Raw genomic sequence first — 18,625 nt, forward strand, 5'->3', positions numbered from 1 at the left:
TTAACCGAGGCTATTATTTCGAAAGTAGATACAAAAACAGCATCAATGAGTGATGCTGTTTGGTGAAGAAGGAAGCATTCTAGATTCGAGTCGCATAGCTTGGAAAATCAACTTTTTCCCATAGGGATTGTCTCAAGGCAGTAGTATCTTCCCACTCCCCTTGCTTTATCCAAGCAGCTAATGCCGCTGCAACATCAGGGTAAGTCACACTCTCTGCCCTTGATTCGTCCAACCAATGCCTTACTGTCGCGGCATCAAGAATATCCATCCTTGTTGCTAAGCCCAACTCTTCCAAAGTTGCTACATTACTTACCTGCTCAAACTGCCCAACTAAGGGCTTCAAGAGTAGCTTTTTACCGAGAGTCAGCGCCTCAGAAGGCAATTCAAATCCCCCATTGGTAATCACGCCTTTACAGCAGCTCAAGTAAGCTTGAAATGTTTGTAAGCCCAATGGATAGAAATCAATATTATCAACTTTCTTGTGCTCAATAATTTCAGGATGAAAACAAACAAAAGGCTGAGTGGTAAAGCGAAGGAGCAACTCGGTTATATCGTTAACGCTTTCAAATGGCAGATAAACTAATACCAACGGCTCTTCTTGGGTTGGGTAACAAGAAGGGTGAACAATTGGGGGTAAAATAGGTTGATCGAAGTGATGCCAATGAAGACCAATATGATGATCCGCCGGAGCAAAATGCTCGATGACTTGCTTATCTAACCAATTTGCTCCTTGTAGCGGCACGGCATAACGAAAAGCGTTCTGGTGACAAATACTGATTGAAGGGATTGCCTGTTTTTTGGCAGCCCAAGCAGAGACAGGCTCAAAATCATTCAGAACAAGATCATACTCAGAGAGCTCTAAATTGCTTACATCATTAGTAAACTGCCAGATGTTATTCGACATCATGGTTTTGAAGTAGCTAATACTGCCTCTCTCTGTCACAAAGGAAAATCCGCGACGAGTCTGAAATGAACCAAACTCCTCCATAGAGAAGTACTTGTCTTCTGCTCTGCCCGTAAATAAATAATCAACTTGCAGCCCTTGCTCTAAAAGAGGCTTAGACATCGCCCTAGCTCTTGCAATATGTCCATTTCCAGTTCCTTGTACCCCATAAAGGATTTTCATCTACATTCCTCCGACATAGCTAATAGCAAGGATGGCACTCGTAATACCTAATCCAGCGCCAAGAATGATATCGGTAAGAAAATGGACACCGAGCAGAATTCGCGAACTCGCAATCAAGCAAGCCCATGTGTAAACAAACGTCGAAAGATCGACATACCAAACGCTCACTAAAGTTGCCATCAAAAATGCCGCCGCCGTATGGCCGGAAGGTAAGCTGTATCTATCACTTGGCGTTATATATGAGGTCACTAGCTCAGAACAGTCATGTGGACGACGTCGTTTAAAGATATTTTTAATCAGCCAATAGATCGGCAGCTCGATAGCAAACGCTAATAACCCGACCATAAAGAATAGTTGACCGTTATCCCCGCCCATCACAAATGCAAGTAAACCAAACAATGCATATAAGTGGCCATCTCCAGTATGTGAGATAGCCTTACTTAATCGGGATAAGGGTTGAGAAAACCTGTGCTGGAGGCAAAACAGAGAAAATGCTAGATCCATTTTTGCTATTGGTTCAATTGAACGCATTACCGACTCCTCTTATACGGTGTTACGCTCAAGCTAAAGTGGGTTGGTGACAAGCTCGTGAAGTTTTCACTGAGTTTCGATTACATTGTCAATAACAATGCAAGTTGAGCCGCTGTAAAACCAAGTACAGCACCAACTAGAATATCGCTAAAGAAATGAACGCCGAGCATCACGCGCGCAGCCCCAACAGCAAATGCCCATACTACAGCTATTGGCAGCAGCACTGGGAAGAAAGCACTAAGCATTGTTGCCATTAAGACAGCCCCAGCAGTGTGCCCAGAAGGAAGGCTGAAACGATCAGCGGGCTGTATAAAAGAGCTAAGCGAATCAGAACACTCAAATGGACGACGCCTGCGAGTAGTATTTTTGATCATCCAATAGATTGGCAACTCGATTGCGAAAGCCAAAATACTAGTTTTGACAAACACGCTACCAAGCGCATTATCGAATTGGTAAGCCATTAATGCGATTAAGATATACAGTGGCCCATCTCCACTGCGTGATACCCAACGACTAATGACCGAGAGCGGAATATTAAAGCGATTCGATAAACAAAATGTTGAAAAGGCGAGATCGAATCTAATAAGCGGCTGCACTAAACGCATGTGACACAAACTCCTATCTTGTCACCCCCAAAGCCTCCTCATAATAAGAAACCACAAATGAACCCAAGATTAATGTTTACTTCAGAAATAGCTTCTAAGGTAATTAATTCATAAAGTTAATGAAAACTGTCGTTAAGATTGCTGATTTTGTAGGATTCTCTGCTGAACTGATCTGACTTGCACAAAAAAGTAACTTTAGGGTTGACGTGACCTCTTGAGTGCGGTACTAATTTGTTAACTTAAATATGTGGATTATTTAACGCCCTTAAAGGAATCGTTAACAATGATGAACCGTTTTTCTTTCCTGCTGAGCCTCCTCCTTATCGTGAAAACATCGCGCGGGTAGGCTGTGGAAGAAAAATAACCACACAGAATTACACAGAACCCGCACTTAGATGCGGGTTTTTTTATACCAAAATACTGGAAGTAAACGATTAACTGGTGCAATAAGCATCGAATCACTAAGGAAGCACTCATGAACGATCAAGTCATTATCTTCGACACCACACTACGTGATGGCGAACAAGCGTTGTCAGCAAGCTTGACGGTTAAAGAAAAACTGCAAATTGCCTACGCACTTGAAAGACTCGGTGTAGACGTTATTGAAGCGGGTTTCCCAGTTTCATCACCTGGTGATTTCGAATCAGTACAAACCATTGCTCGTAATGTTAAAAACAGCCGTATCTGTGGCCTTTCGCGTGCCGTTGCGAAAGACATCGATGCCGCAGCTGAAGCATTAAAAGTAGCTGACCAGTTCCGAATTCATACGTTTATTTCTACTTCTACTGTTCATGTCCAAGACAAACTACGTCGTAGTTACGATGATGTTGTCGAAATGGGTGTAAAAGCAGTAAAACATGCTCGTAAGTACACTGACGACGTTGAATTTTCTTGTGAAGATGCAGGCCGTACACCAATCGACAACCTATGTCGTATGGTTGAAGCTGCGATTGACGCAGGCGCAAATACCATCAACATTCCAGATACAGTTGGCTACACAGTACCAAATGAGTTTGGCGGTATTATCCAAACTCTATTCAACCGTGTACCAAACATCGACAAAGCGATCATCTCAGTTCACTGTCACGATGACCTAGGCATGTCTGTAGCAAACTCTATTGCCGCAGTTCAAGCCGGCGCCCGTCAAATCGAAGGCACTATCAACGGCATCGGTGAGCGAGCTGGTAACTGCTCACTAGAAGAGATCGCGATGATCATCAAGACTCGCCAAGAACTACTTGGTGTTCATACTGGTCTAAAGCATGATGAAATCCACCGTACCAGTAAGCTAGTCAGTCAGCTTTGTAATATGCCGATTCAAGATAACAAGGCAATCGTAGGTGCGAATGCATTCAGCCATTCTTCAGGTATCCACCAAGATGGCATGCTTAAAAATAAAAACACCTACGAAATCATGACACCAGAGTCGATTGGCCTTAAGAATCAAGCTCTAAACCTAACAAGCCGCAGCGGCCGCGCTGCCGTGAAGAGCCACATGGATACCATGGGCTACAAAGATGACGAGTACAACCTAGACGCTCTATATGAAGACTTCTTGAAGTTAGCTGACCGTAAAGGACAAGTTTTCGATTACGACTTAGAAGCTTTAATGCACTTCTCTAACTTGCGTGAAGAAGACGATTTCTACAAATTGAACTACCTAAGTGTGCAATCTGGCAGTGTAATGGCGACCACCAGTATCAAACTTCAATGTGGTGATGAAGAGCAATCTGAAGCGGCTGTCGGTAACGGCCCTGTTGATGCGCTATACCAGTGTATCTATCGTATAACTGGTTATGATATTGTTTTAGATAAGTTCGATTTAACGGCTAAAGGTGAAGGCGAAGACGGACTAGGCCAAGCAGATATTATTGCCAACTATAAAGGTCGCAAATATCACGGTACCGGTGTTTCTACCGATATCGTCGAAGCATCTGGCCAAGCACTACTTCACGTAATAAACAGCATCCACCGTGCTGATAAGATCGCAGAGATCAAACAAAAGAAAATCGAAACAGTATAAGTAAGACTCCAGGGATGCGAGTCGTCTCTGGAAGACATAAAAATTAAAGGAATAACATGACAGACAAATCATACAACATTGCCGTTTTACCAGGTGACGGCATTGGCCCAGAAGTTATGGCTCAAGCGCATAAAGTTCTAGATGCGATTGAGAAAAAGCACGGTATTAGTTTTGCTCGCGACGAGCACGATGTTGGCGGTATCGCTATCGATAACCACGGCTGCCCGCTTCCAGAAAGTACAGTAAAAGCATGTGAAGAATCAGATGCGGTACTGTTCGGTTCTGTTGGTGGCCCAAAGTGGGAGCACCTACCACCAAATGATCAACCTGAACGTGGAGCCCTACTTCCGCTACGCAAGCACTTTCAACTATTTTGTAACCTGCGTCCAGCACAGATCCACAAAGGTCTAGAAGGTTTTTCACCATTACGCGCAGATATCTCTGGCAACGGTTTTGACATCGTTGTCGTTCGTGAGCTGACTGGTGGTATCTATTTCGGCCAACCTAAAGGACGTGAAGGCGAAGGTCCAAACGAAAAAGCATTCGATACTGAGGTTTACCACCGCTTCGAAATCGAACGTATCGCTAAGATTGCATTTGAATCTGCGCGCTTACGTGACAAGAAAGTATGTTCTATCGATAAAGCGAACGTACTTCAAAGCTCGATCCTATGGCGTGAGGTGGTTGAAGAAATCGCAAAAGATTACCCAGATGTTGAGCTTTCACACATGTACATCGATAACGCAACCATGCAGCTAATCAAAGATCCTGCTCAGTTCGATGTAATGCTTTGCTCAAACATCTTTGGCGATATCATCTCTGATGAGTGTGCAATGATCACAGGCTCTATGGGTATGCTTCCGTCTGCATCACTAAACGAAAGTAAGTTCGGCCTATACGAACCAGCAGGCGGCAGTGCACCGGACATCGCAGGTAAGAACATTGCAAACCCAGTAGCGCAAATCCTATCTGCTGCACTAATGCTACGTTACAGCCTAGGTGAAGAAGCTGCGGCGCAAGATATTGAAGCAGCAGTATCTAAAGCGTTATCAGCAGGTGAACTAACAGGCGACCTATCAGGAGACAAGCCAGCGCTATCGACTTCAGAGATGGGCGATAAAATCGCTGAGTACATCCTAAATTCTTGATTTAAGCAGACAGATAATAATTATTCGCTCCTGATAAGCCGTTGTCAGGAGCTACACACAGGATAGTGATAATGGGTAAGACTTTATACGAAAAGGTTTATGACGCACACGTCGCCGTAGCCGCTGAGGGTGAAAACCCGATTCTTTACATCGACCGACACTTAGTTCACGAAGTAACGTCTCCTCAGGCGTTCGATGGTCTACGTGAGAAAGGTCGTAAGGTTCGCCAAGTAAGCAAAACATTTGCAACTATGGACCATAACGTTTCAACGCAAACCAAAGACATCAATGCTTCAGGTGAGATGGCACGTATCCAAATGGAGACGCTATCGAAAAACTGTGAAGAGTTTGGCGTAACGCTTTATGACATCAACCACAAGTACCAAGGTATTGTGCACGTGATGGGTCCTGAGCTAGGTATTACTCTACCTGGTATGACTATTGTTTGTGGTGATTCGCATACAGCGACACACGGTGCGTTCGGCTCGCTAGCATTCGGAATCGGTACTTCTGAGGTTGAGCACGTCCTAGCAACCCAAACGCTAAAACAAGCACGCGCTAAAACGATGAAGATCGAAGTGAAAGGCAAGGTAGCACCTGGCATCACTGCTAAAGATATCGTGCTAGCAATCATCGGTGAAACAACAGCGGCAGGTGGTACTGGCTACGTTGTTGAGTTCTGCGGTGAAGCGATTACTGATCTTACGATGGAAGGTCGTATGACAGTATGTAATATGGCGATCGAGCTAGGCGCAAAAGCAGGTCTAATCGCTCCAGATGAAACGACATTCGAATACATCAAAGGTCGTAAGTTCTCACCTCAAGGTGAAGATCTAGACGCTGCGATCGAATACTGGAAGTCTCTAAAAACTGATGACGATGCAGAGTTCGATGCCGTAGTAACGCTTAACGCTGCTGACATCAAACCACAAGTAACTTGGGGTACTAACCCTGGTCAAGTTATTGCGGTAGATGAAGCAATCCCTGCTCCAGAAAGCTTTGCTGACCCAGTAGAAAAAGCATCGGCTGAAAAAGCATTGGCTTACATGGGTCTAGAAGCGGGTAAAGCGCTATCTGACTACAAAGTAGATAAAGTTTTCGTTGGTTCTTGTACTAACTCACGTATCGAAGATATGCGTGCAGCCGCTGAAGTTGCAAAAGGTCGTAAAGTCGCAGATAACGTACAAGCACTTATCGTACCTGGTTCTGAGCAAGTTAAAGCTCAAGCAGAAGCGGAAGGTTTAGACGTAATTTTCAAAGATGCTGGTTTTGAGTGGCGCTTGCCAGGCTGTTCAATGTGTCTAGCAATGAACAATGACCGCTTAGGTCCACACGAGCGTTGTGCATCAACCTCAAACCGTAACTTTGAGGGTCGCCAAGGCCGTGATGGTCGTACCCATCTAGTCAGCCCTGCAATGGCAGCTGCAGCAGCGATTGCTGGTCACTTTGTTGATATTCGTGAATTAGACTAAGGAGCAAATAGATGTCAGGTTTTAAACAACACACAGGCTTAGTTGTTCCTTTAGATGCAGCGAACGTCGATACCGATGCAATTATTCCTAAGCAGTTCCTTCAGAAGGTTTCTCGACTAGGATTTGGCAAGCACCTATTCCATGACTGGCGTTTCTTAGATGACGCTGGTGAGCAATCAAACCCAGAGTTCGTGATGAACGCTCCTCGATACCAAGGTGCTTCGATTCTACTCGCTCGTGAAAACTTTGGTTGTGGTTCTTCACGCGAACACGCACCATGGGCACTAGCGGATTACGGCATCAAAGCGATGATTGCACCAAGCTTCGCCGATATTTTCTACGGTAACTCAATCAATAACCAAATGGTTCCAGTACGTCTAACTGAGCAAGAAGTGGATGAAATCTTCCAGTTCGTCGAAGCAAACGAAGGGGCTGAGGTTGAAGTAGACCTAGAAGCAAACGTCGTTCGTGCTAATGGTAAAGAGTACTCATTTGAAATTGATGAGTTCCGTCGCCATTGTCTATTAAACGGGTTAGATAACATCGGTTTGACGCTACAGCACGAAGATAAGATTGCTGCTTTTGAAGCAAATATACCAAACTTCCTGAAGTAAGCTTTTACACAGAAAGATGATGAAAAGGTTGGCTAAGGCTAACCTTTTTTGTTTCTAACGAAACAAATTCGCGCTTAGTTAGGTCTGTTAATTAAAGCGCTTTCGACTAAAGGATTTTGCCTAATGATACGCATCATTGCTTTACTACTAACTCTTACCTCATTTCATCTATTCGCGGTACCAAAGTCTGAACTGTGGGCTTTTTGGCAGCAATCCAATCAAGAGAATACGACAACGATTTCTCATCAAGATTGGCAGAACTTTCTTGATAACTATTTAGTTAAAGATGGAGGCTACACGTTAGTAAAATATGGTTCTGTCTCAAACCAAGATAAGCAGAAGTTAAATCAGTATATCGAATCGCTTGAAAAGATTGATCCTCGTGAATATTCGCTAAAAGAGCAGTATGCGTATTGGGTCAACCTCTACAATGCGATTACCGTCGATTTAATCCTTGATGACTACCCGGTGAAATCAATAACTAAGTTAGGTGGATTGTTTAGTTTTGGCCCTTGGGGAGATGAAGTAGCGACAGTTGCAGGTAAGGATCTCACTCTGAATGATATAGAGCATCGAATTCTTCGTCCTATCTGGAATGATCCACGTACTCATTACGCGGTTAACTGTGCAAGTTTAGGTTGTCCTAACTTACAACCAAACGCATTTACTTCTGAGAACACAGAGCAACTTCTCGAAATAGCAGCTCAAGAGTTTATTAATAGTGATAAAGGTGTGCTGATCACTGGTAACAAGACTCAGCTTTCATCAATCTATGATTGGTTCTCTGATGACTTCGGTAGCAAGCAAGAGTTGGTTCAGCACTTAGCGAAATATCGTCCTGAATTAGCCAACCTCAATGGTAAGTTTAGTTATGAATACGACTGGGATTTGAACGATAAAAAGTAGTGAAATAGAAAATTCCAAGAGGGCTGGGAATAGTGCCAGTCCTTTTTATTATTGTCATTCTCGACAGTATGGAACAAAGAGTTTGATAGCTGTTTGAAAAGCCAGCGAGATTCCTTACTCACTCCTTCGTCGTTCTATGGAATGACAGTAAATGCCTTTTGAATCAAAGTTCTAAGGAAAGAAGTCTCGCACCGCTAGAAAGTTTTTACTTCTCCTTTGAAAGCAAAAAGCCCGTTGCGTCAGCAACGGGCTTATAAAACGACGAAAGCCCTAACATTTCTGCTAGGGCTTTGTCTGAATAAGTGGCGGAGTGGCCGGGCTTGCGCTCAAGCGGGACTCGTTGGTCGAAGACCAAAATAATACCGCACATACAAAAAGACCCCAGCATTTCTGCTGAGGTCTGGAATAAGTGGCGGAGCGGACGGGACTCGAACCCGCGACCCCCGGCGTGACAGGCCGGTATTCTAACCAACTGAACTACCGCTCCGCATTGGTTAGACTCTTGAGTCTAAGTTAGAACCTGGCGATGTCCTACTCTCACATGGGGAAACCCCACACTACCATCGGCGCTACTTCGTTTCACTTCTGAGTTCGGTATGGAATCAGGTGGGTCCAAAGCGCTATGGTCGCCAAGTAAAATTCTTTACGTTTTGATTTAGGCTCTTGATAAAAGCATAAAACAAACAGTAACTGGTGCTGATACCCAGACTCGAACTGGGGACCTCATCCTTACCAAGGATGCGCTCTACCACCTGAGCTATATCAGCATCAAGATGTCCTTTAAGGACTAAAAAAGCCCGTTTTTTCAAACGGGCTCTCTTAAATTTAAAGCCTGGCGATGTCCTACTCTCACATGGGGAAGCCCCACACTACCATCGGCGCTAATTCGTTTCACTTCTGAGTTCGGCATGGAATCAGGTGGGTCCAAATCGCTATGGTCGCCAAGCAAATTCTTTAATTTGAAAAGCTGGAGTTCTTACACATTCAATGTTCTTTCTTTGAGTCCATCAAAACCCTTTGGGTGTTGTATGGTTAAGCCTCACGGGCAATTAGTACAGGTTAGCTCAACGCCTCACAACGCTTACACACCCTGCCTATCAACGTTCTAGTCTCGAACAACCCTTTAGGACCCTCAAGGGGTCAGGGAAGACTCATCTCAGGGCTCGCTTCCCGCTTAGATGCTTTCAGCGGTTATCGATTCCGAACTTAGCTACCGGGCAATGCGTCTGGCGACACAACCCGAACACCAGAGGTTCGTCCACTCCGGTCCTCTCGTACTAGGAGCAGCCCCCTTCAATCTTCCAACGCCCACGGCAGATAGGGACCGAACTGTCTCACGACGTTCTAAACCCAGCTCGCGTACCACTTTAAATGGCGAACAGCCATACCCTTGGGACCGACTTCAGCCCCAGGATGTGATGAGCCGACATCGAGGTGCCAAACACCGCCGTCGATATGAACTCTTGGGCGGTATCAGCCTGTTATCCCCGGAGTACCTTTTATCCGTTGAGCGATGGCCCTTCCATACAGAACCACCGGATCACTATGACCTGCTTTCGCACCTGCTCGAATTGTCATTCTCGCAGTCAAGCGGGCTTATGCCATTGCACTAACCTCACGATGTCCAACCGTGATTAGCCCACCTTCGTGCTCCTCCGTTACTCTTTGGGAGGAGACCGCCCCAGTCAAACTACCCACCAGGCACTGTCCGCAACCCCGATTCAGGGGTCAACGTTAGAACATCAACACTACAAGGGTGGTATTTCAAGGACGGCTCCAACGATACTGGCGTACCGTCTTCAAAGCCTCCCACCTATCCTACACATGTAGGGTCAATGTTCAGTGCCAAGCTGTAGTAAAGGTTCACGGGGTCTTTCCGTCTAGCCGCGGGTACACTGCATCTTCACAGCGATTTCAATTTCACTGAGTCTCGGGTGGAGACAGCGTGGCCATCATTACGCCATTCGTGCAGGTCGGAACTTACCCGACAAGGAATTTCGCTACCTTAGGACCGTTATAGTTACGGCCGCCGTTTACCGGGGCTTCGATCAAGAGCTTCGACCGAAGTCTAACCCCATCAATTAACCTTCCGGCACCGGGCAGGCGTCACACCGTATACGTCATCTTACGATTTTGCACAGTGCTGTGTTTTTAATAAACAGTTGCAGCCACCTGGTATCTGCGACTCTCAATAGCTCCATCCGCAAGGGACTTCACCGTCAAGAGCGTACCTTCTCCCGAAGTTACGGTACCATTTTGCCTAGTTCCTTCACCCGAGTTCTCTCAAGCGCCTTGGTATTCTCTACCCGACCACCTGTGTCGGTTTGGGGTACGATTCCTTACAATCTGAAGCTTAGAGGCTTTTCCTGGAAGCATGGCATCAATGACTTCACACCCGTAGGTGCTCGACGTCGTGTCTCAGCCTTAAAAAGAGCCGGATTTACCTAACTCTTAAGCCTACGCACTTGAACCTGGACAACCGTCGCCAGGCCCACCTAGCCTTCTCCGTCCCCCCATCGCAATTGTAAGAAGTACGGGAATATTAACCCGTTTCCCATCGACTACGCCTTTCGGCCTCGCCTTAGGGGTCGACTTACCCTGCCCCGATTAACGTTGGACAGGAACCCTTGGTCTTCCGGCGAGGGGGTTTTTCACCCCCTTTATCGTTACTCATGTCAGCATTCGCACTTCTGATACCTCCAGCATGCTTTACAACACACCTTCAACGGCTTACAGAACGCTCCCCTACCCAATGACTAAAAGTCATTGCCGCAGCTTCGGTTTATAGCTTAGCCCCGTTACATCTTCCGCGCAGGCCGACTCGACTAGTGAGCTATTACGCTTTCTTTAAATGATGGCTGCTTCTAAGCCAACATCCTAGCTGTCTAAGCCTTCCCACATCGTTTCCCACTTAGCTATAATTTGGGACCTTAGCTGGCGGTCTGGGTTGTTTCCCTCTCCACGACGGACGTTAGCACCCGCCGTGTGTCTCCCGGATAGTACTTACTGGTATTCGGAGTTTGCAAAGGGTTGGTAAGTCGGGATGACCCCCTAGCCTTAACAGTGCTCTACCCCCAGTAGTATTCGTCCGAGGCTCTACCTAAATAGATTTCGGGGAGAACCAGCTATCTCCAGGTTTGATTGGCCTTTCACCCCTAGCCACAAGTCATCCGCTAATTTTTCAACATTAGTCGGTTCGGTCCTCCAGTTGATGTTACTCAACCTTCAACCTGCCCATGGCTAGATCACCTGGTTTCGGGTCTATATCCAGCAACTCGACGCCCAGTTAAGACTCGATTTCTCTACGGCTCCCCTAGATGGTTAACCTTGCTACTGAATATAAGTCGCTGACCCATTATACAAAAGGTACGCAGTCACACCACGAAGGTGCTCCTACTGCTTGTACGTACACGGTTTCAGGTTCTATTTCACTCCCCTCACAGGGGTTCTTTTCGCCTTTCCCTCACGGTACTGGTTCACTATCGGTCAGTCAGTAGTATTTAGCCTTGGAGGATGGTCCCCCCATATTCAGACAGGATATCACGTGTCCCGCCCTACTCGATTTCACTGAATGTGCGTTGTCGACTACGGGGCTATCACCCTGTATCGCCGGACTTTCCAGACCGTTCGTCTAACGCATATAAAGCTTAAGGGCTAGTCCAATTTCGCTCGCCGCTACTTTCGGAATCTCGGTTGATTTCTTTTCCTCGGGGTACTTAGATGTTTCAGTTCCCCCGGTTCGCCTCATTAACCTATGTATTCAGTTAATGATACATGCTTATGCATGTGGGTTTCCCCATTCGGAAATCCCAGACTCAAGTGGCTTTTACTGCCTAATCTGGGCTTATCGCAAGTTAATACGTCCTTCATCGCCTCTGACTGCCAAGGCATCCACCGTGTACGCTTAGTCACTTAACCATACAACCCCAAAGAGTTTCGCGAAGCGAATCTTGAGGATGTTGTTAAACAACCAAAGTTGTCTGCATTTTTATACATGTGCAGACTCGATTTTGCCGGACTCAAATTCCAAGAACACTTGAATGTGTTGTATTGGTGTTTGTCATAAAGACAAACATTGAGAACTTTACAATCAACAATAAACTGTTGATTTGTCAGCTTTCCAAATTGTTAAAGAGCAGATTTTCTAATGAAAACCATGTTTAAAGATTCTTGTGAAAGAACACTTAAAGATGGTGGAGCTATGCGGGATCGAACCGCAGACCTCCTGCGTGCAAGGCAGGCGCTCTCCCAGCTGAGCTATAGCCCCATCAGGTGTTGATACTGTGTGCCAATCTCCAAAGGAAATTGGTGGGTCTGAGTGGACTTGAACCACCGACCTCTCGCTTATCAGGCGAACGCTCTAACCACCTGAGCTACAGACCCAGTATCGTCTCTTAAACTACATAAACCATCAATCTGTGTGAACACTCATCGCAATAATCATCGTATAAGGAGGTGATCCAGCCCCAGGTTCCCCTAGGGCTACCTTGTTACGACTTCACCCCAGTCATGAACCACAAAGTGGTGAGCGTCCCCCCGAAGGTTAAACTACCCACTTCTTTTGCAGCCCACTCCCATGGTGTGACGGGCGGTGTGTACAAGGCCCGGGAACGTATTCACCGTGGCATTCTGATCCACGATTACTAGCGATTCCGACTTCATGGAGTCGAGTTGCAGACTCCAATCCGGACTACGACGCACTTTTTGGGATTCGCTCACTATCGCTAGCTTGCTGCCCTCTGTATGCGCCATTGTAGCACGTGTGTAGCCCTACTCGTAAGGGCCATGATGACTTGACGTCGTCCCCACCTTCCTCCGGTTTATCACCGGCAGTCTCCCTGGAGTTCCCGACATTACTCGCTGGCAAACAAGGATAAGGGTTGCGCTCGTTGCGGGACTTAACCCAACATTTCACAACACGAGCTGACGACAGCCATGCAGCACCTGTCTCAGAGTTCCCGAAGGCACTAATCCATCTCTGGAAAATTCTCTGGATGTCAAGAGTAGGTAAGGTTCTTCGCGTTGCATCGAATTAAACCACATGCTCCACCGCTTGTGCGGGCCCCCGTCAATTCATTTGAGTTTTAATCTTGCGACCGTACTCCCCAGGCGGTCTACTTAACGCGTTAGCTCCGAAAGCCACGGCTCAAGGCCACAACCTCCAAGTAGACATCGTTTACGGCGTGGACTACCAGGGTATCTAATCCTGTTTGCTCCCCACGCTTTCGCATCTGAGTGTCAGTATCTGTCCAGGGGGCCGCCTTCGCCACCGGTATTCCTTCAGATCTCTACGCATTTCACCGCTACACCTGAAATTCTACCCCCCTCTACAGTACTCTAGTCTGCCAGTTTCAAATGCAATTCCGAGGTTGAGCCCCGGGCTTTCACATCTGACTTAACAAACCACCTACATGCGCTTTACGCCCAGTAATTCCGATTAACGCTCGCACCCTCCGTATTACCGCGGCTGCTGGCACGGAGTTAGCCGGTGCTTCTTCTGCAGCTAACGTCAAATGAGGCCGCTATTAACGACTCCACCTTCCTCACTGCTGAAAGTACTTTACAACCCGAAGGCCTTCTTCATACACGCGGCATGGCTGCATCAGGCTTGCGCCCATTGTGCAATATTCCCCACTGCTGCCTCCCGTAGGAGTCTGGACCGTGTCTCAGTTCCAGTGTGGCTGATCATCCTCTCAGACCAGCTAGGGATCGTCGCCTTGGTGAGCCCTTACCTCACCAACTAGCTAATCCCACCTGGGCATATCCTGACGCGAGAGGCCCGAAGGTCCCCCTCTTTGAGCCGAAGCTATTATGCGGTATTAGCCATCGTTTCCAATGGTTATCCCCCACATCAGGGCAATTTCCCAGGCATTACTCACCCGTCCGCCGCTCGACGCCGTTATCGTTCCCCGAAGGTTCAGATAACTCGTTTCCGCTCGACTTGCATGTGTTAGGCCTGCCGCCAGCGTTCAATCTGAGCCATGATCAAACTCTTCAATTTAAGATTTTGTCGGCTCAATGAATACTGAACATTACATAAAGTAATGTTTGAATTGACTGTGCTGAGTCTTTCGACTCGTTGGTCACTTCGTTTCATTGAAACCTAATTTGAAGCCGAAGCTTCTAATTGGATTATCATCAACGAGTGCCCACACAGATTGATAGGTCTATATTTTTAAAGAGCTTCTCTTCTTTGTGACTTACATCACTTCGGAAGAGGCAGCCATTCTAGCGTTTCATTCTCAAGTGTCAAACACTTTTTTGAATTTTTTATTTCAAACTTTTCAATCTGAAATTTTGCTGATTGGCTTTACTGTATCACCGCTGAAGCCTTGTGGCGTCTGCCGTGTCAGTGGAAGCGCATTATAGGGAGTTACTTTTTTAAGGCAAGAGAAAAAATGCATTTTTTCAATAAAAAAGGCTCAAGTGCGCAAATGTCACTCAAAGCCTTATTTACACCCAACTTACCCTAACGTTATTCACATTTCCCTGTGGATAACTAGTCATCTGAATCAAAGAAGTAAGAAATTCTCGAGCGCGGGTTTAAGTACTCACGCACTTTATCAGGTAGCTTGTTAGGTAAAACTGCATTTACTATTTTTATCTCTTTCTCTGCAAGATCGATAATTGGAGCTTGAGTCCGAGGAACGGAAGGATCATAGATAAGGACATTAGGGAAAAGAATGTTTCTAGCATTTACCGAAATCACCAGTCCTACCATATCATTTGAGAGTTGAACGACTGTACCTGGTGGATAGATACCCATGAACTTAATCAAAAGGCTGAGGTTCTCATTATTATAAAGATGTTTGCAGTTCTTATATAAATGAGAAAGTGCCACATAAGGAATTTTTTGTTCTGTTGGAATATTGCTATGACATAAGTTGTCATAAGCGTTCGCAACAGCAACAATTTGAGTCATTGGGTCGATGGCCTCTTCTTTAAGTCCTTCAGGGTAGCCTGACCCATCATTCAACTCGTGGTGTTGAGCAATAACGGTTCGCGCTGTTTCCGGAAAGCTTTCCATATTAGCGGCGATCTCTAATCCATATTTAGTATGTAGTTTTAGATAGTTTTTCTCAGGCTCTGATAGCGCTGTCTGCTTACGTAAAATTGCTGTCGGAACCTTTACTTTACCCATGTCATGAAACAATGAAGCAAAAGCGATATCTTTTATCTCTTGAGCACTGAGCTTTTTCGCCTTGGCAATCATCATTGCCACAACAGAAACGTTTAAGGAATGAAAGTAGATATCTTCGAATTCACTTTTGCCGTTCATAAGATGAAGCGTCACGTTGTCATCACTCAATAGCTTGTCGACAATATCGTTAACTAACTGACTTGCTTCATCAACGGCTTGCTCAGGACGATTACGAATTTTATTCATTACCGCGCGCATGCGTGACAACGATCGCTCAAACTCTTTTTCACAGTTGATAACTCGACGACGGTAAGAACTGAGTTTTTCAATTCGATCTTGCTTCTCTTTCCATAGCTTCTTAGCTTCTAATTCCGTTGCGTCCGGTTTTTCACTAACAGGCTCATTTGTTGGAGAAGGAGGTAAAGGCTCAGTATCACTTTGACTTGGATTAATGAAGACGTGTTTGATTCCTAGGTGGCGAATCAAACGAATAGTTTCTTCATCTTTAACTTTGAAACTATTAAATAAGAAAGGATGCTCATTCCACTTACAAGGGAGTCGAATATGCAACCCTGGCTGTAGTCTGTCTACTGTGATTTTTATACTTGCCACGATATATACAACTTATCAATCTTCAACTAATTTATAATTTTAGAGTAATGAGAATACGAATTCACTACTCTTAGATAGGAATGAGAGATCAATAGCGTCTCATGAGCTGAATCTAGGTTCTACTATTTGACCAAATCACAATGCAACATCCAGCGAACGCCAAACTGGTCTTCTATTTTGCCAAAACGAGCCCCCCAAAAAGTATCTTCTAGAGGCATCATCACATGGCCACCTTCTAGGAGCTTGTCATATATTCTCGCCTGTTCATCAAGATCATCGAAAACAACTGATAGTGCGATATTGTTGCCACCAAGTTCTCTAGCAACCAAACCGTCAGATAACATGAATTTCATGCCAAACGCTTCGAGCTCTGCATGCATCACCCAGTTCGGGTCTGCTCCCTCTATAGCTTGAGGTGCATCTTTAAATAACTGCTTGCTGAGTACTACGCCACCAAAGCATTTTCGGTAAAACTCCAACGCATCTTCACAGCGACCAGAAAAAAACAAATACGGGGTGAGTTTATACATTCGAATCTCCATATACTTTCCATTCTTTAAAGATAGGCAAGCAATTGAAAAGTCGCATGAAAACTTGAAGATTTTGTCATCAATCAATGACCAAAATGCCACTTTAGTGACCGAGATAAAACTTTATCTCTACGCTTAAGAAATGTTTCATCCATTAAAAACAACAAAGCCCAGCAATTACACTGGGCTTATCATTAATTCGGTTCTATTTGGTATGGAAGATCTGTTCAGTTTCCAAAGACGTCATAGCTCTAATTTGACGCCAGACATAATAGAAAATCCCAAACATCATCAACATGCTTGGAATAGCGATGATTGGGTAACTATACAGTGTCAATTTACCCAACTCTTCATTGAACTCAGCAGTTCCAGCTGGACTAGTTACAATCCAGGTTGCTAGGAAATAGTTCATAGCCGAAGAGAATGCAAAGGTACTAGCAAAAAGGTAGTTTGAGGACATTAAACAACGGTCAAATGCCTGTGACTTGCCATTTTCTTTCAAACGTTCTGTGATCAAAGGCAGATTTAGCACGGTATCGTTAAGAATCATCTTCTGCATAAATGGGTATTTGGTAAATGTAGAACCTAATACCGCTAGACCAATAAGCCCAGGGATCAGAGCTTCTTTAAGTGCTAACCAGCGAGTATCGAGTTCTAACAAGCCAATACCACCAGTCAATAACACGCTGACAAAGCCTAGAGCTGCGATAAAGTTAAACTTCTTATTACGAACGAGATCCATCCCGCCATAAACAACAGGAAACGCCAATGCAACGACCAACGCCATTACCGTCCCTAAATGTTCTTCACCACTTAACTTCATCAAAATGATGGAAGGGATAAAAACGTTAAAAAGAATCTCAAATAGAGGATTCGATTTTTTCGTCGTCGTGTTATTCATAATTACCTAACGATTTTGTCATGCTGTATTCACTTTAAGGGAATTGTTCCTTGCATGGCACAAGATGTAAAGCACTAACACGCCGAGCTGTGTAACGACTTGTGAAATCGGGCAGTCCTGCCGTCATCGCGAAGCCAACTCTACCCATATCCCAGATACAACAAAGCCCCGACTTTCGTCGAGGCTTTGTCATTTAAATATGGTACCGGTAGGCGGACTTGAACCGCCACGCCCGAAGGCAACGGATTTTGAATCCGTCGTGTATACCAATTTCACCATACCGGCATCTTTGGGCTTTGCCCTCTGATGTTTGGCATTATACGTATGCCCATGATTCGTGCAAGTGCAAAAGCCTGAATTACTTGCCGTTTGCTGATAAAATCGCCATAAATTGATAAGCTGTGCGCAAGCTCTCTTTTCAGTTCTAACCTGAAGCTTTATTCTTTCGCCTTATTTTATTTTGGTAAGTGGGTTTTATGTCAACAACTGACACTTTGCCACCAGCTGGACTATTTCGTCGTCTGGGAGCACTTTTTTATGATGGACTGATTATCATCGCAGTCGAAATGATGGCCGCGGGCCTCGTGATTGCGATTCTTCATGCCTTAATGGCTATGGGTATTTTTAGTGTAGGTAGTTATGCGGACGTCAGCGACTTTCTAACTAATCACCCAATTTGGAGTCCTATCTACACAGCTTACTTAGCGTTTGTTTGGATTTACTTCTTTGTTTTCTTCTGGACTCGTGCAGGACAGACATTAGGAATGAGAGCTTGGAAGCTACATCTTCGTAGCAATAACGGCTCTGCTGTTTCTGTTACTCAGGCACTGATTCGTATTGGCACCTCTGGCTTTGGGTTAGCAAACTTTACTGTCCCTCTTGATCCTCAAAAACGTGGGTTTCACGATATTTGGGCAAAGACTCAAGTCGTAGTGTTACCAAAAGCAAACTAACAAACACCCAAGCAAATACTAAAAAGGAAGGCAATCGCCTTCCTTTTTTACTTTGAAATCGTG

The 18,625-nt window shown here is 45.2% G+C and carries 12 protein-coding genes, 5 tRNA genes and 4 rRNA genes; 6 read left to right on the forward strand and 15 right to left on the reverse strand.

Annotation, left to right across the window (positions count from 1 at the left end; translation table 11 throughout):
• Positions 1–79: 79 nt before the first annotated feature.
• The 3 genes from AAFX28_RS21760 to AAFX28_RS21770 all read right to left on the reverse strand — a co-directional run bounded on the left by AAFX28_RS21760 (position 80) and on the right by AAFX28_RS21770 (position 2,262).
• Positions 80–1,126, reverse strand: coding sequence for an MJ1255/VC2487 family glycosyltransferase (locus tag AAFX28_RS21760; RefSeq protein ID WP_408690631.1), 1,047 nt, complete (start codon positions 1,124–1,126; stop codon positions 80–82).
• Entirely contained in the window at positions 1,127–1,657 is a 531-nt protein-coding gene (locus tag AAFX28_RS21765; RefSeq protein WP_408690632.1) for a phosphatase PAP2 family protein, read from the reverse strand. It abuts the gene before it with no gap.
• Between the two features lie 80 nt (positions 1,658–1,737).
• Positions 1,738–2,262: a phosphatase PAP2 family protein gene (locus tag AAFX28_RS21770; RefSeq protein WP_408690633.1), complete on the reverse strand. Its 525-nt coding sequence runs from the start codon at positions 2,260–2,262 to the stop codon at positions 1,738–1,740.
• A gap of 475 nt (positions 2,263–2,737) precedes the next feature.
• Here AAFX28_RS21770 and leuA point away from each other — a divergent pair, with 475 nt between their 5' ends.
• The 5 genes from leuA (at position 2,738) to AAFX28_RS21795 (ending at position 8,425) form a co-directional block, all read left to right on the forward strand.
• Positions 2,738–4,285 carry a 2-isopropylmalate synthase gene (gene leuA / locus AAFX28_RS21775; protein ID WP_408690634.1) on the forward strand — a complete coding sequence of 516 codons (1,548 nt, stop codon included), beginning with the start codon at positions 2,738–2,740 and terminating at the stop codon, positions 4,283–4,285.
• A 56-nt stretch (positions 4,286–4,341) separates the two neighbouring features.
• Positions 4,342–5,433 (forward strand): 3-isopropylmalate dehydrogenase, encoded by a 1,092-nt coding sequence (gene leuB / locus AAFX28_RS21780; RefSeq protein WP_408690635.1) that lies wholly within the window; start codon positions 4,342–4,344, stop codon positions 5,431–5,433.
• 71 nt (positions 5,434–5,504) lie between these two features.
• Positions 5,505–6,905: a 3-isopropylmalate dehydratase large subunit gene (leuC, locus tag AAFX28_RS21785; RefSeq protein ID WP_408690636.1), complete on the forward strand. Its 1,401-nt coding sequence runs from the start codon at positions 5,505–5,507 to the stop codon at positions 6,903–6,905.
• A gap of 11 nt (positions 6,906–6,916) precedes the next feature.
• Positions 6,917–7,519, forward strand: a complete 603-nt coding sequence (leuD, locus tag AAFX28_RS21790; RefSeq protein ID WP_408690637.1) for a 3-isopropylmalate dehydratase small subunit — start codon at positions 6,917–6,919, stop codon at positions 7,517–7,519.
• A gap of 123 nt (positions 7,520–7,642) precedes the next feature.
• Positions 7,643–8,425 (forward strand): DUF547 domain-containing protein, encoded by a 783-nt coding sequence (locus AAFX28_RS21795; protein ID WP_408690638.1) that lies wholly within the window; start codon positions 7,643–7,645, stop codon positions 8,423–8,425.
• 410 nt (positions 8,426–8,835) lie between these two features.
• Here AAFX28_RS21795 and AAFX28_RS21800 read toward each other — a convergent pair.
• The 12 genes from AAFX28_RS21800 to AAFX28_RS21855 form a co-directional block, all read right to left on the reverse strand.
• Positions 8,836–8,912 (reverse strand) — tRNA-Asp (locus AAFX28_RS21800).
• 31 nt (positions 8,913–8,943) lie between these two features.
• Positions 8,944–9,059 (reverse strand): 5S ribosomal RNA (gene rrf, locus AAFX28_RS21805).
• 57 nt (positions 9,060–9,116) lie between these two features.
• Positions 9,117–9,192, reverse strand: a tRNA-Thr gene (locus AAFX28_RS21810).
• Positions 9,193–9,255: 63 nt separating this feature from the next.
• Positions 9,256–9,371: ribosomal RNA gene (gene rrf / locus AAFX28_RS21815) — 5S ribosomal RNA — on the reverse strand.
• An 82-nt stretch (positions 9,372–9,453) separates the two neighbouring features.
• A 23S ribosomal RNA gene (locus AAFX28_RS21820) occupies positions 9,454–12,343 on the reverse strand.
• Between the two features lie 273 nt (positions 12,344–12,616).
• Positions 12,617–12,692 (reverse strand) — tRNA-Ala (locus AAFX28_RS21825).
• 39 nt (positions 12,693–12,731) lie between these two features.
• A tRNA-Ile gene (locus tag AAFX28_RS21830) sits at positions 12,732–12,808 on the reverse strand.
• A gap of 65 nt (positions 12,809–12,873) precedes the next feature.
• Positions 12,874–14,426: ribosomal RNA gene (locus tag AAFX28_RS21835) — 16S ribosomal RNA — on the reverse strand.
• The 16S, 23S and 5S rRNA genes sit together here with 4 tRNA genes alongside, the layout of an rRNA operon.
• Before the next feature lie 498 nt (positions 14,427–14,924).
• A complete protein-coding gene (locus AAFX28_RS21840) occupies positions 14,925–16,178 on the reverse strand; it encodes an HD-GYP domain-containing protein (RefSeq protein WP_408690639.1) in 1,254 nt (417 codons plus the stop codon).
• A gap of 122 nt (positions 16,179–16,300) precedes the next feature.
• Complete coding sequence (locus AAFX28_RS21845) at positions 16,301–16,708, reverse strand: VOC family protein (protein ID WP_408690640.1); 408 nt, start codon at positions 16,706–16,708, stop codon at positions 16,301–16,303.
• Between the two features lie 205 nt (positions 16,709–16,913).
• Positions 16,914–17,609 (reverse strand): VC0807 family protein, encoded by a 696-nt coding sequence (locus tag AAFX28_RS21850; RefSeq protein WP_408690641.1) that lies wholly within the window; start codon positions 17,607–17,609, stop codon positions 16,914–16,916.
• A gap of 200 nt (positions 17,610–17,809) precedes the next feature.
• Positions 17,810–17,894 (reverse strand) — tRNA-Leu (locus AAFX28_RS21855).
• A 191-nt stretch (positions 17,895–18,085) separates the two neighbouring features.
• Between AAFX28_RS21855 and AAFX28_RS21860 the strand changes: the two genes are divergently transcribed.
• On the forward strand, positions 18,086–18,562 hold the full coding sequence (locus AAFX28_RS21860) for an RDD family protein (RefSeq protein WP_408690642.1): 477 nt from the start codon (positions 18,086–18,088) through the stop codon (positions 18,560–18,562).
• The last annotated feature ends 63 nt before the right edge of the window (positions 18,563–18,625 follow it).

This window comes from Vibrio sp. TBV020 (assembly GCF_046056895.1).
In the GTDB taxonomy this organism is placed as follows: Bacteria; Pseudomonadota; Gammaproteobacteria; order Enterobacterales; family Vibrionaceae; genus Vibrio.